The organism is uncultured Campylobacter sp. (assembly GCF_938002845.1).
Classification (GTDB): Bacteria; Campylobacterota; Campylobacteria; order Campylobacterales; family Campylobacteraceae; genus Campylobacter_B.
In genome coordinates this window covers 60238-75341 of the sequence record NZ_CALKZP010000050.1, presented here as the reverse complement: position 1 = coordinate 75341, position 15104 = coordinate 60238, and the positions used below count along the sequence as shown (strand labels likewise).

12 protein-coding genes are annotated in these 15104 nt (G+C 37.1%); all 12 read right to left on the bottom strand.

Annotated elements, in window-relative coordinates; all coding sequences use genetic code 11:
- Position 1: 1 nt before the first annotated feature.
- Positions 2-1366: a mannose-1-phosphate guanylyltransferase/mannose-6-phosphate isomerase gene (locus Q0224_RS08005; RefSeq protein WP_297950377.1), complete on the bottom strand. Its 1365-nt coding sequence runs from the start codon at positions 1364-1366 to the stop codon at positions 2-4.
- Positions 1359-2483: a glycosyltransferase family 4 protein gene (locus tag Q0224_RS08000; protein ID WP_297950376.1), complete on the bottom strand. Its 1125-nt coding sequence runs from the start codon at positions 2481-2483 to the stop codon at positions 1359-1361. Before Q0224_RS08000 ends, Q0224_RS08005 begins: the two co-directional genes overlap by 8 nt.
- Positions 2484-2501: 18 nt before the next feature.
- Entirely contained in the window at positions 2502-3587 is a 1086-nt protein-coding gene (locus Q0224_RS07995; protein ID WP_297950375.1) for a glycosyltransferase, read from the bottom strand.
- The gene (locus Q0224_RS07990) at positions 3584-4669 is read right to left on the bottom strand and encodes a glycosyltransferase (protein ID WP_297950374.1); all 1086 of its coding nucleotides are present in this window, start codon (positions 4667-4669) and stop codon (positions 3584-3586) included. Before Q0224_RS07990 ends, Q0224_RS07995 begins: the two co-directional genes overlap by 4 nt.
- A complete protein-coding gene (locus tag Q0224_RS07985) occupies positions 4666-6639 on the bottom strand; it encodes an alginate lyase family protein (protein WP_297950373.1) in 1974 nt (657 codons plus the stop codon). The genes Q0224_RS07990 and Q0224_RS07985 overlap by 4 nt, the downstream gene beginning before the upstream one ends.
- A 107-nt stretch (positions 6640-6746) precedes the next feature.
- Positions 6747-8180 carry a hypothetical protein gene (locus tag Q0224_RS07980; protein WP_297950372.1) on the bottom strand — a complete coding sequence of 478 codons (1434 nt, stop codon included), beginning with the start codon at positions 8178-8180 and terminating at the stop codon, positions 6747-6749.
- A complete protein-coding gene (locus Q0224_RS07975) occupies positions 8143-9123 on the bottom strand; it encodes a peptidoglycan bridge formation glycyltransferase FemA/FemB family protein (RefSeq protein WP_297950371.1) in 981 nt (326 codons plus the stop codon). Before Q0224_RS07975 ends, Q0224_RS07980 begins: the two co-directional genes overlap by 38 nt.
- Positions 9124-10224 carry a hypothetical protein gene (locus Q0224_RS07970; RefSeq protein ID WP_297950370.1) on the bottom strand — a complete coding sequence of 367 codons (1101 nt, stop codon included), beginning with the start codon at positions 10222-10224 and terminating at the stop codon, positions 9124-9126. It abuts the gene before it with no gap.
- A complete protein-coding gene (locus tag Q0224_RS07965; RefSeq protein ID WP_297950369.1) occupies positions 10217-10903 on the bottom strand; it encodes a methyltransferase domain-containing protein in 687 nt (228 codons plus the stop codon). Before Q0224_RS07965 ends, Q0224_RS07970 begins: the two co-directional genes overlap by 8 nt.
- Positions 10897-11871, bottom strand: coding sequence for a glycosyltransferase (locus tag Q0224_RS07960; protein WP_297950368.1), 975 nt, complete (start codon positions 11869-11871; stop codon positions 10897-10899). Before Q0224_RS07960 ends, Q0224_RS07965 begins: the two co-directional genes overlap by 7 nt.
- On the bottom strand, positions 11868-13997 hold the full coding sequence (locus Q0224_RS07955) for a bi-domain-containing oxidoreductase (protein ID WP_297950367.1): 2130 nt from the start codon (positions 13995-13997) through the stop codon (positions 11868-11870). The genes Q0224_RS07960 and Q0224_RS07955 overlap by 4 nt, the downstream gene beginning before the upstream one ends.
- The gene (locus Q0224_RS07950) at positions 13994-15103 is read right to left on the bottom strand and encodes a hypothetical protein (RefSeq protein ID WP_297950366.1); all 1110 of its coding nucleotides are present in this window, start codon (positions 15101-15103) and stop codon (positions 13994-13996) included. The genes Q0224_RS07955 and Q0224_RS07950 overlap by 4 nt, the downstream gene beginning before the upstream one ends.
- Position 15104: the final 1 nt, after the last annotated feature.

Below are 15104 nucleotides of genomic sequence, written 5' to 3'. Positions count from 1 at the left end.
CCTAGCTCCTATTAAAATCATCTTGCAGGCGCACGATATCATCCTCGCCGGTGTAGCTGCCGACTTGAGCTTCGATTAGCACGACGGGGATTTTGCCCTCGTTTGCGAGGCGATGGACCTCGCCCATCCTAATGAACGTAGATTCATTCTCGCGCAGCAAGAAATTTTGCTCACCCACAGTCACAGTCGCAGTGCCGCTAACGACAATCCAGTGCTCGTTGCGGTGGTAGTGCTTTTGCAGCGATAGCCGCTTGCCAGGCTTAACGACTATACGCTTGATCTTATAGCCGCGCTCATCTTCGAGCACCGTATAGCTGCCCCACGGGCGGTGCGTCGTTACGTGCACGCGCGCTAGATCGCCACCGCCTAGCCGCTCCACCACCTGCTTTACCTTTTGGGTAGAGCCTTTTTTACATACGAGCAGGGCGTCTTTGGTATCGACGATAGCAAGATCCTCGACGTCTATGGCGGCTATCGTACGGCCCGAGCCGATGATGAGATTGTTTTTAGAATTTAGAGCGATATTTTGCTCGCTTGCGGTGTTGCCGTTCGCGTCTTTGGGCAGCTCGGCGTCCAAGCTATCGAAGCTTCCCAGATCGCTCCAGCCGATATCTGCGGGTACGACCTTAGCAAGGCTCGTGCGCTCCATAACTGCGTAATCGATACTATCTGCGGGGATTTCTTGCATATCGCCTAGTTTAATTCTAATCGGATTTTCCGCGTTAGAATTTCCGTGCGCGCGAACGCAGGCTTCGTAAATTTCAGGGCTCTGCGCTTTTAGTTCGCCTAAAAATACGCCCGCTTTAAACATAAACATGCCGCTGTTCCAGTAAAAATTCCCCGCCACTATGTAGCTTTGCGCTGCCGCAAGCTCAGGCTTTTCGTGAAATTTTAACACGTCCTCGCCGCTTGCTTCGATATAGCCGTAGCCCGTATTTGCATCCGCGGGCTTGATACCAAACGTCACCAAAAACCCCTGCTTCGCAAGCTCGCGTGCGCGCAAGACGCTGTTTTTATACGCCGCCTCATCTCTAATTAGATGATCGCTCGGCGTTACAAAAACAATCTCCTCGGCCTTTAAACTCAAACACGCAAGCGCGATCGCAGGAGCCGTATTTCTGCCGACGGGCTCGAGTAGAAATTTTACGCCGCGCGCGCCTAGGGCCTCAAGCTGATCGAGCGCCAAAAAATACTGCTGCTCGTTCGAGACGACGAGCGTGCGCTCGCATAGAGGAGAATTTCGCTCGTAGCTCATCATAAAAAGCGAGCGGTCGCCAAAGAGGCGCACGAACTGCTTCGGCATAAGCGTGCGGCTGATGGGCCACAACCTCGTACCGCTGCCGCCGCTTAGGATTATATTAGTCATTTAGGCCGTCCTTAAATTCCTCATATTTTTTCTCGACGTAGCTTTTGATCTCGGCTTCAAAGCGCGCGCGCGAAAATTTTAAAGAATTTTCTCTGATTTTTACAGGCTCAAATTTATCATAATTTTGCTCAAATTTAGCTACGGCAGCGAGCAGCTCCTTTGTATTTTGCTCCATAAAATACAGCCCGCTCTCGCCATCAATCACCGTCTCGCGAGCACCGCCGCGCCCGAAGCAGATCACCGGCGTGCCGCATGCCTGCGCTTCCACCGGCGTAATGCCGAAGTCCTCCTCAGCGGCAAAAACAAACGCCTTAGCCCGCCCCATAAGATTCGCCATCGTTTCATCATCTGCGAAGCCCAAAAGTTCGACATTTTTGCCCGCTTTTGATTTTATTTTCGCCATATCGGGCCCGTCGCCGATAACGAGCAGCTTTTTATCAGTCTGCGAAAATGCCTCTACAATGAGATCGATCTTTTTGTACGGTACCATGCGTGAGGCAGTGAGGTAGAACTCCTCTTTGGCTTCGCGTAGCGTAAATTTATCGACGTCCACGGGCGGATAGATGACGTCGCTAAGCTTGCCGTATGTTTTTTTGATACGGCGCGCGATGTAGCGACTATTTGCGACGTAGTGATCCACGCGGTTTGCGGTGCTCGCGTCCCAAAGCCTAATTTTATGCAAAAAATACTTCGCCAACGCACCCTTTAAACCACGATCCAGCTCACTTTCGCGCAAGTACTGATGATATAGATCCCACGCGTAGCGGATCGGCGTATGTACATAAGCGATGTGGAGTTGATTTGAGTGTGTGAGAACCCCCTTTGCTACGGCATGCGAGCTAGATAGCACGACATCATAGCCGCTTAGATCAAACTGCTCGATCGCGAGCGGAAATAGCGGCAGGTAGTTGCGGTATTTATCCTTTGCAAAGGGTAGCTTCTGGATAAAGCTCGTGTGGGCGCGCTTGCCTTTTAAAATTTTATCTCGGTCGGCACCGCTTAAAAAGTCGATGAGGCTGTAAATTTCAAAATCATCCCAGATATCGGTAAAACTCTCGACGCATTTCTCCGCGCCCGCATAGGTGCTAAACCAGTCGTGAATAAGGGCTTTTTTCATTACTGCTCCCTAATTGATCTATTTATTTTCAAATATCTGCTCGTAAATTTTTTCCACTTTACGAATCGCGATGCCGATATCAAATTTATCTTTAAAATTTAGCAACGCTTCGCTTCGCATTTTACCGTATATTTTCTCATCATTTAATAAAATTTCTATATCCCGGCGCGCCTGCTGTGCGCTCTCAAACAAAAATCCGCTTTTGCCGTTTTCTACGACTTCGTTATTTCCCACGACGTTTGTCGCTACTATCGGGATGCCGAGCGACTGCGCCTCTATGAGCGCATAAGGCAGCCCCTCCCACCTGGACGTAGACAAGTAGATGTCCGTAGCGGATAGATACGCTGGCATTTCATCGGTAAAGCCCGTAAAGATTATATTTGCGCCGTCTTTTTTTGTCATAGATTCAAATTTCGCCCTATCGTCGCCGTCTCCGAGCCACAAAAAAACGATGTCTGAGTTGTCTTTAAAATTTTTAGCTATCTCGTATGCCAAAGACATATTTTTCGCATAATCAAATCTCGAAATAGTCGTAACTACCCTTTTTCCCGATAGATTAAATTTTATCTTGGCATTATCGTCTTTCAAAAGAGCTTTTATGCCGTTATATACGACCTCGCACTTACTTTTTTTAAATAGTCTAAGCTTTAAACAAGCCTCATTTTCGCTCTTTGAGACATTTATAAATTTATCGGTAAATAACGTTAAAAATCGCTCCAAAAAAATATACGCGCTCTTTTTCAAAAGGCCGTATTCTCCGACATGAACGCCGTGTAAAGTATGGACTATTTTTAGCCTTGGATTTAAAATTTTAAGTATCCGCGAATATATGCCTGCGCCCTTGCCATGGGAATGGACTATCTCTATATCATTATCTTTTATAAATTTATTCAGCCCAAGGAGTTTTTTCACACTAAATTTTCTATGCGGCAAGATAAATATGTCTTTAATCTTTTTTGACTCGTTCCACAGATCATAGTAAGGCCTATCTTGCGGACAAGCAAGATATATCTCTATCTCGCTAGATAAATTATTTATAAGCAGATCAACGTGTTTTGGGCCGCCGCCGTGATCGGCTCTAAGCGTGATAAATAAAATTTTCATTTTTTGATCTCAGTAGTTTTATCTATTAAAAGCGCAGAATAAATGGAATCCTGCTCGCTAATTATGCTTTCAATGTCTCTATACTCTACATTTAAAAATTTTTGATTTACGCCTATTTGGTCCAAATCATTTATAATTTTAAGTCCGCATGCCAAATATTCATTTATTTTCGTTGGAGATGCGACAAAATTTATAAGATCGTCATTTCTTATAATGACTCCAAAGTCAGCGGCATTAAGATATAGAGGCACCTTATCGTAAGGGAGACTATCAATGTAAAAATTATCTAGTTTAATACTATTTTTATGACAAAAATCAAATACCCACTGTTTATTATTGGTAAGAACTATAAAGAAAAATTTTGTTTTATTTTCTTTGTTTATCTTATCAAATTTTAATAAAATTTTATCTAGATTTTGCCAATAATCAACCCCACCGACATAGACATAGCACAATCTCTCAGATATTTTAAGCTGCTTTCTTATAATATTTCTTTTTTCAGAAGAAACGTAGAATAACTTCTCGTCTACAATCGTAGGAAATACTGCACTATGCTGTTTAAAGCCGTATTTGTCCATATAGTATTTTTGCATATTATGGGATACAAAAAATAGGTAATCACAATATTTAAAAACATACCTCTCTATAATTTTCGTCTGAGTACAATAAAATTTAGACAGTAGCGTTTCCCGATTTAAAAGCTCCTCGCCTATAACGCCTCTGATATCTGCAATAATAGGCTTATCTATTTTAAGCATCTTTAATAAATTAATAGCAAAGGCCGAACTGACGTGCCCTCTGCAGTGTATAAGATCTGCGCTATTTAAAATTTTATTTAAAATATTTTTTGAAGAAAATGCCCTAAGCCGGTTAATTATCGGAATAAACATTTTTGGATAACGATAAAGCTTAACTAGCTCATAAAGGGCATCTTTCGGCTTTTCTTGCTTAATATCATGGATATTGCATAAAGCCAGAAGTGTAACATTGTGTTTTTTTGAGTGATAATTGCAAATTGTGTGGACTTGACTTTTAAAGACCGAAAGACTTAAATATGAATCAGAAATATACAAAATATTCATATCTTCATCAACTTCCCATATCCGTTCGAATATAACTCAAATTTACTATAATAAAATTCCCTATTTGCCATATCGATAATCTCCAATTTGTCCTCTTTTATCTCAAATTTTCTAATTATCTTTACGCCCTTGTATTCTGCGGCAAGGCTTATAAAATTTTCTCCAAAATCCGCCACTTCGCACCTGCATTCCGCAAACATTCCAAATAGTCCTATCGCTCCCTCGCCCCAACTATTTTGTTCCAGATCACCGACGATCGGTACGTTGTGAGCCTTGACGCTTCTAAATTCATTTCTTCTGCCGGGGATCGGCGTATAAAGATATGTACCGGGATCTCTTGCTATATCCAGCCCGTCTATCCACAGCTCGTAGCCCAGCTTATCATTGTGCGTATGTCCGCCGTGATCATTCTGCCCAAGCGGCGTAGCGCAGACGGCGAGGTAAAATTTGCTGGATTTGAAGATAAAAATTCCGCTGTCCGGATAAAATAGATTTTTGATCTCTTGCGAATTTGAAATTTTAAATTTCATGCTTTTTCGGTGCAGCAGTTCGCTAAATTTCACGCCTGAGGCGATCTGGCTTTTGTATGTTTTATCGCCTGCTTGCAGAGTGCGACCGGCAAGAGATCTCATAAAACTCTGCTCAAAGCGCATATCGTTTTTAAATATCTCATCGTCAAAAATTCCGCCCATGCAGCTAATTAGCGTGGAGTGATTTAAGATATTTTCGTCCCAAAACGGCTCATTACCGCCCTCAAAGCCACTTAAATTTAGATATTTTTGCGCGGCTTGTTCGTTGCTCAAAAACTCGCCGTTTGGGCTAAATTTAAAGAACCTGCCGCTGTCGTTATCGCCGAATTGCGGCACTTCGCCGTTTGGCTTTGTGATGTCGGCGGTAAACCTGCCGATTTTATACAGCCTGTCCGCGAACCACTGCGGCAACGATATTTGTCCGTTTAAAATTTTAAATTCCTGCTCCTCCGGCGGCAAAAGTTTCGGCTTTTTGCGCCAAAGCTTTGCGTCGTAATTTTGCAAAGATGAAATTTTTTCGCTTTTTAGACCCAGCATCAGAGCCGTGGCATACGCCATTAGCTCGCCGCTTAAGCGGTGATAGCTCGTAGAACTCTCGAAATTTCCGCCGTCTTCGTAAAATTCCTTTCTCATTTCGCTAATTACTTCTTGCACGGCAAACGCCAACCACGCGTCTGTCTCGCCGCCGCCGTTCAAATATGCGCAAGCTTGCAGCAAGCCCGCAATATCGCTTAGATAGTGATTTGACGTAAGATGCGGCGAATATTCCAGATTATTTACGATATGAAGCGCATGCTCGTAGACGCTATTTGAAAAGGTCTGTTTGAAATTTTGATCTAAAATTTCATTGCCGTCCATCTGGCAAAACATATCGTAAGCCGCCAGCATGTTGGCAACCCTGATACCCACATCCATCGTGCAGGTCCAATTTACGCCCATTCTAGGCGGATTGTTGCGGATAAAATCTAAAATTTGGTTTTTAAATTCTTTTAAATTTCGCTCTTTTAAACTCGGATTCGCCATCACAAAAATAGCAAGCTGCGGCAAGTGCTGAAGCCTCGCAAGCTCCCACGGCACCTTTATATCGCTACCGGGCTTATGGGCTATGCGCTGATCTTTGTACCATTTTTTCTCGCTCCACCGAAAGCCACTTTTAAAATCCTTTTGCCAATCGATCGGCTCGTAGTCTTCGGGCGCGCTCGTAGGAGCAGCAACGTTCATATCGTATTTGTAGCCCTCAAGCCCGAGCGCCGCGCTATCATAGCTATTTTTTACCCAGCCGCTACCGAGCAGATCAAATTTATGCTCGATGTACATTTTAGATAGATATTTTGCGACATCCGGATCGATATTTGATACATCTAAATTTTTTATATTTATATAGATAGTTTTTATGGTCGAAACGTTAAAATTTATGCGGCTACCATTCTTGATATGCATCCACTTTTGAAGACTATTATTAATCTTTCTAAATACCTTAAAAAATACTTTTTTAATAGTCTCTCTAAAACCAATAACTTTTATCTTTTTAAAATAGTATAATAACATCATTTTACTATACCGACAAATGATTTTTTAAGTACAAAAGATAACCTAAACATATATAATATAGACAATAACAAAGATATAAAAATTTTATCTATCATGCTAAAATCATAAAAACTTTTGAAAAAAAAGATTATGCATGGGATAATGAGTTGAACAGAAAAATACAAGTAGCTTATAAAAAATTTTGGTTTTATCATTTTTGCAACAATTAGAAAAGATAAAAAATTTATGAATGAAATGAATGCAACAGAATAAACAAGTATTAAAAAATTAGAAAAATAAGAGCTCATAGTTAATGTAACGACGGAAAGTATACATACAGAAATTTCTATATAAGAGCAATACTGATTTTTGCTAGAAATATTTATATTTAAAGCCAATATTCTGGAAATAATATAAAAATACCCGCTAATCAAAAAAGCTAACAGAGAATTTTTAAATTCTATATACTTTTCACCGGCGAATATTGATATAATTTGTTCAGAAAATATAATAAAAATGGACATTAAAAAACCAAATAATAATATTATTATAAAAAACATTTTTTGATAAGATATAAAAAAATTATTATCGGCATGATGCTTAAAAAACTTTTGTGAAAAAAACAAATAAAAAGGCTCAAATAATAAAAATAACATTGATGCCATTTTTTGATAGACAAAAAATGTGCCAATCAAATTTTGATTAAATGAAAAAATATTCATGATGATTTGTGGTGCAAAAGAGGTTAAATATACACAAAGATTTCCAGGTAATATTTTTAATGAAAAAGCGGATATCTCTCGAATTATATTAAAATCTATACAAAACCTCCACCGCCTAACAATTAAGATACATACTGTAATATATGAAAAAAGCATAGAATATATAATATATTTTGAATCTATTGAATTATTAAAAATACTTTTTAATAATAAAAAGTAAAAAACAGTAAAAATAACTTTTAACGCAACAATTATGCCATAATGGAAATCTTGTTCTAAGAATCTTTTTTTACATTGCATTAGATATAATATAACATCAAAAAATGATAACAATATAAAAGCGAAAAATAGTAAAAAATCTAAATTTAAGAAATATTTTAAGATGGCGATAAAAATAAAGCCAAACGCGATATGCAATATAAAAGTAAAATTTATAATGCTAAAGAAAAGCTTGTCCTGTTTTATATTATCATTATATTCATAATAATACTTTGTGTATCCGGATTTTATCTCTAATGAGCAAAAAAAGGATGCGAAGGTATAAACTATTATATACATATTATATCTTCCCATTTCGCTCACACTAAAATAATGTGCCAAATATGAGAAGAATATTACATTCGTCCCTTTTTCGAGGATTAAAAAAAATATATATATCGATACTGTTCTAAAAGATCTATTTAACATTTCTCTATGCAGACTCTGTATTGTATTTTTTATCTTCTTCAATTAAATCTTTTGTATATCTTTTAAATTTCATTATGCTATTAATATATTTAAGTAAAATATATAGTTTATATTTAAATGGCTTAATTGGGAATTTCCACATATAACCCACTTTCATAACCGAACCAAATCTCTCTTTAAATCTTTGCACTCCAAATATTGAGCTATCTTTTTTTACATTAATTCTAGCTCCCACAAAAACATATTCATCAAGACCTTTTGCTTTCATATCATTGATAATTTGCCAATGCATTAATGTTAAGGCTCCCTGATGGGGTTTTTCAATACTACCGCCATACAAATAATACGCTTTTTTATTATCCAATCCAATAATAGCGCCGCCTTGAGCTATTCCGTCATATTCTGATACATAAAATTCTAAATTAGCACCCACTCCTCTTAGTTCATTATCTATACTTTCTGATGCAGACTCAAAACCACGCCTTAGCATAGTACAATCTATCATATTTAAAGTATCGTTTTTGTATTGAATGCCTTTATTGATTTGCACACCATCTCTTTGGGCTTTGTTTATGGCATTTCTATGTTTTTGATGCATATTTTTAAAGAGAACATCTTTATCCTGAAGTAGATTTACTGGCAAAGAACCGAATTTACAATATATAGCATCATCAGGAACCGTATTAAAAACAACATTACTAGGCGCTCTTAATATAAAATCAACATATTTTAATTCTTTCGCTATTTTTTCTATAACTTTATTTAAAAAAAATTTTTCATCATCCAATGCTATATTATTTTTTAGATATATTGTTTCAGAGGGAAAGATCATATATCTAAAAAATAACTTTTTACAAATAAAATACGGTAAAATAAAATTATCGTCCACAAACCATCCATAGTCATTTGACTGAGCAGACAAGTACTCTTTACTAGAAAACAAATTTAAATCTTTATTGTTATATTCCTTCAAAATTCTTATCATTTAACTTTCCTTATATACTTTATACTTTCCTATTTTTAAATCATTAAAAAGCCATCTATTATTTTTCATAAAGCCTTCATAAATTTCTTTAGTTTGTATGTTTTGTAAATATCTATTATCCGAGATAAATGTTAGAAACATTTTCCAGTCACCTTTATATTTTATTTCGAACGCTCCATCGCCCATATCTAAAATATAGGTATTATTATAGCTCTCGTAATAATTAGCACATTCACTAAAAGTAGCATACCAAACATCTTTATTCCTTAAATAGCCGAAGAGAAAATCTAAAGAATTTATATCATTATAAACATTTGGTGTTTGCCTCTTTCCATCTGGTCTAGCATTCATAAAATGCTCCGCTATACTAATCACATATCTACTTTTCATCATTTTTTCTATCTTTACGATATTTAGCAAGTGTTTAATTTTACTTTTTATTGCATTTCCTCCATATATAAAAGCATCGCCGCTTATGTTTGATGGCATTTCTATAATTTTATCATCGCCATACTTCAAAGAAATATTATTAGTAAAAGGCTTAAAGTCAAAGGACCACCAACGAAATTTTAAGTCAATTAGTCCTCCAACCAAATCCTCTCTAAAACTATAGCACGGAGTTCTTCCTCCTAAAATTTGGTAGCCAAATCTTTTTTTGAAAAGATTTAAATCATTTTTTATAATATTAAAATACTCACCCGGAGAATACTGCTCAAATTCTCTGCACCATTTTCTATCCATCAATGTAGCATTGGAATATCCATGATTATGTCCATGGTATGCTATCTCATCAGATCTACCAAGAATGGAATTTAATAGCTTTAAAAAATCATCATTATTGTATATAGATCCAGTTTTACCGTTATCTAAATATGTTGAGTGCGAATTCATTACCAAAAAATATGTAACTCTAATTTCTGGATATTTATTTAATAAATAGTTTACAAAATAATTGTATAGACCTCCATCGCCTAATCCAAGATAACCACAATCACATTGCTCTCTTAAAAAACGTGACTGACATTTTGAATTTGTAATATCGTCTATACCGAAAATAATGGGAGAGGTTTTATCTAAAAACCATTTCGCTTTACTAATCATCTCTACTCTTTGCTTTAGCAATAAAAAATAGGCCATCATAATTTTGTCTTTTAGTGAGCCGGTATACTAATATTCTTTTCAAAATTTTAATATAATCTAAAAAGGATTTTGTCTTAAAAAACATATTTTTGTTTTCTGAGTAATAATAGTCATATTTTTTCTCTACATATCCTTTTCTATCCAGTAATTGCTTTAAGGTCTCAAAGCTATACCAACAAACATGCTCTTTATTTAACCATAAATTTTCGAGATTCCCAGACTTGATTAGCTTAATACGCTCATTAGACCAAGGATTCGGCGTAGTGATAATTAATAATGATTCATCGTGCATAAATCTTTTTATACCATCCAGCATTAAACCAGGATTTTCAATATGCTCAATCAGTTCTCCACATACCACAATATCAAATTTATCTTGATATTCAAGCTTATCCAGTTGAGTAACATCTGCGTAATATGCAATATATCCGTATTTATCTTTCAAAATTTCTACATCTTCTTGCAAATAATCAAAACCGACTAAGGAGCTAGCAACTTCTGCAATTTTGCTATGAAGCCAATCATTTGATTTGATTTTTTGTTCATACAACTTATGCTGTATAAATCCTAGGTGTAAAACTTTTTTATCACAACATATTTTTATTATTTCATCTTTTCTAAAAATCACATTATCTAACATAAAACATCCTTTACTTTATCATATAAATCATCTAAATTTCTATTTTTAAACAAAATTGTTCCCTCTGGCCTATCACATACATCACTAGCTATCGCAGGGCATTTAAAATATAAAGCCTCTCTAATACTAAGGGCATCGCCATCGGTATTTGTAGGTCTTATCATTAAACTAGCCTTTTTAAATATAGGCCAAAGCTCTTTTTGCCCAGTCAGAAAATAAAAATTTTCCTCTAAATTTAGCTCTTTTATTCGTAGGTGCATTTTATCTATATACTCCGTATTGACCTTTTCGTTTGCTAGCGCAAAAATAAATCCCAAATTTGGATATACGTTTTTTAGCTTAGCCGTAAGTTCTATGCACATATCAAGTCCGTATAGGTCGGTATTTTTATAAAAAGATATTTGAAATGCGTTTGCCGTTATTATCCGCGTCTTACTTTTTATAAAATCGTAAAAAGATTCGGGGTAGGTAGCTAAAATTTTATCTTCCTCCTCTAACGGCGGCGGCAAGAAAGCATGCTCGATTATAATGCTTTTTGGAATACGTAAATTCCTACTTTTGTAATCGTCCAAAATATGCTTATTAACCACCACCAAAACATCTATGCAATGAAAAAAGACTCTATAAATCAATGCCTTAAATTTAAAGCTCTCCTCAAACAACCTTGGATTATGGCTAGTGGCAATTAAATCAAAATTTTTAAAAAGTCTAGCAATCATAAGCACAAAAACTATCGTCATACTAAACGAGTGAATATTTACGGCTCGAAATTTTGTCCTGCACAATACCGCAAATAAATCGATATATTTTTTAAAACCATTTTTGGATACATCAAATACTTGCGAATTATCTAGCGACTTACTAAGTCTATAGATATAAACCGACACTCCGCCAAGAGGAGGCGGATACGGTCCGATTATTAAAATTTTATCGTATTTTTTAAGCCTATCTTGTACTAACGAACTCATATCAAAAATGAAATCTCCGTCGTCTGCACCATATCCCAAAACTCTATCGGCCAGCCTTTTTTACTTCCTTTTAGAGCCTCAAATAGCGCCTTAAGCTCTTCGAGTTGCCCCTTTTGGCTCACGTTTGTTGAAATTTCTTTTACTCCTACTCCGTATCCTTTAAGGCTTTTGTAATCGTCCAAAATGATGCTCTTGCCGTCGAAGTGAATCTCCATAAATTCCTTGCTCAGCTCCTTGCTGCCGTTTGCGAAATATTCGATATTTGCCACCGAGCCATCTTTGTATTTTAAGACGATAGATTTATTATCCTCGGCGCTATATTTTTCATTACTCGGCGTGATCGCCTGCGAAAATACGCTCTGTATCTCGCTTCCCGTTAGCGCCGTCATTAGATCTATTATGTGGCACGCTTCGCCCACCATTCTGCCGCCGTTTTCATGCACCCAGTGATCCATCGGTATGTAGCCCGCGTTCATTCTATATCTGATTATCATCGGATTTATTCTAGCGCTCGTGTGCTTTTTTATCTCCTGCACGTAGGCGCTAAATCGCCTGTTAAATCCCACGAATAAAAGGGGCTTGTCGCCTCCCCCTTCGTAAAATTTCTTTATCTTTTCAAGCTCTTCTTTGTTTGTCGCAAGCGGCTTTTCTACAAATACGTTTTTGCCCGCTTCAAGCGCCTTTAAAGTAAGCTCCGCATGGCTATCGTGCCTTGTGGAGATGATCACCAGATCAACGTTTTTATCATTTAAAATATCGTCTAAATTTGAAGTAGCGTAATTCGCTCCATATTGCTGCGCCACCGCCTTTGCTTTATGTCCGCTTCGGTTCATGATCGCGTAAATTTTATACTTATCTGTAAGCTTTGAGATATTAGGCAGGTGCATACCGGTAGCAAATCCGCCGACTCCGACGAACGCGACGTTTATCACATCTCTGTTTACGGGCGCGGAGCCTATGATGATTTTTTTATCGTGATTTAGATAGCTATCAAGCTCGGCTAAATTTGCCTCGCCGTAGTCGAGCAAAACCATAAGCGGCTTATTCTGCGAAGTCTGTAGCGACTCGAACGCCTCCGTTACCTGCTCGATAGGGTATTTCGCGTCTATGAGCTTATCCAGCTTTATCAAATTTTCATTTACCAGCCTTAGATACTCGCTCATATTTCGATTTTCCGTCCATCTTACATAGCTAAACGGATAATCAAGCCCCTGCTCTTCGTAGCTCTTGTCGTAGCGGCCAGGACCATAGGATGTGGAGATGAGGAAATCAAGCTCCTTTTTATACATATCCTCTCTATTTATCTGCATACCGGCAACGCCTACGAGCACCACTCTGCCCTTTTTCTTGCACATCTGAAAGCTTTGCGATAGCGGCTCGCTGCTGCTCGTAGCGGCGGTAAATAGCACTCCATCAGCGCCGTATCCGCCGCTCCAAGATGAAACGACGTCTAGCAAATCGTCTCTTGACGGATTTATGGCGAGCTCTGCGCCGTATTCCTTTGCTATCTGCAAGCGCCTATCATCAAAATCGCTGACCGCAACCCTGACGCCTGAAATTTTAAGCATCTGCACCGCAAGAAGCCCTAAAATCCCAGCTCCCACAACTACGCAGGTCTCGCCCAGCCTTAGATCAATCCGCCTAACGCCCTGCATCGCTATGCCGCCGAGCGTCACGGTGCAAGCTCGCTCAAAGTCCATATCCTGTGGTATTTTCATAACTAAATTTTTAGGCACGTCTACGTATTCTGCGTGGTTTGCAAGCCCTGCACCGGCTGCGGCGACGCGCTCTCCGATCTCAAAATTCAAAACGCCCTCTCCGATCGCTATGACGACGCCGCTAAGCGAATAGCCGGTCGGATTTCCGCTATCAAGCTTGCCCTTTACTTTCGCATAAACGCTAGCTATACCGTCTGATTTCACCATATTGATGACTTTTTTTACGTTCTCAGGCTGCTCCAAAGCCCTTCTTATCAGGCTTTTGCCGCTATTTGATACGCCGCTTATCTCGGTGCCCGCCGATATACAGCTATTTACTACTTTTATAAGAACACACCCCTTTGAAACGCTTGGAGCAGGGATCTGTTCTGCTAAAACTTTACCTTTTTTAACTATTGCTTGTATCATTTTAAAAATCTCCTCTCATTGATATAATTATCTATATAATAGATTGCAAAAATTACACTAAATGATATAAATCCTATTAGATAATTTATAGAAGGTATGACCAAAAATCCAAAAATAGAATTAAAGCATAATGCGCATAAACACGGAATAAGAAATTCTTTCTTCTTTTTATTTAGCGAGGCACAAAAACAATAAAATCCGATATTTGAAAAAATCAAAAAATATAAAAATATAACTCCAAATTTTGCTCCAAAATTTTGTATAGTAATTATTTTGTGCTCTTTTATAAATTTAAACACCTCTTTTCTTAAAATATCTTCATACGCCTTTGACAAAGGTTTTATATTCGCATCAATAGAATTAACCTTTTGCATAGCCACTTCATCGCTATAATGTGGTATATATTCATTATCCACATATCCAAAACCAATATATACAGAATGCCAAAAAACATGTTTAGTATTTAAATTGGCATTATGGTTTAACTGCAATAAATTATTATCAATATTTTTCTCATACTCTTTATAAATCACATTAGAAATAAATAACGTAGCAACCAATATAAATATATAAGAATATTTTTTATTATTTTTTAGATTTATAAGTAAATAAATAATTACAAAAAGTATAGTCGGAATAAAAGAATATGATCGTATTAAGTGTGATATCGTGGAAAAAATAGATAGGCTAAAAATAAAAAAAATCATGCTATTATTGTTGTTGGCTAGATATAAAAATATCGGTATAAAAGATGACATAAAGTAAAACATTACATATACATCACCTATTTTATAAACGCATACAGTAAGAATAGAAGTTGCTACAATAGAAATAATTTTACTTAATTTATTTTTTAGGATCAACATCCAGCCTATGCAAAAAAATATAAAACCAAAACCCACAAACAAAATATGAAAAGCGATAATTACTTGTTCCGCATTCCAATCAAATATTTTATGCATAACTTGTGCAAAATAATATAAACCTTTATCGTCTCCACCATTGGAAAGGCTATCAAAACCATAATCATAATATCCGACGCCTATACTTCCAGTCTTATCAAAACCATCAATTGCACATTTTATAGTATTAACTCTATCTCCCATG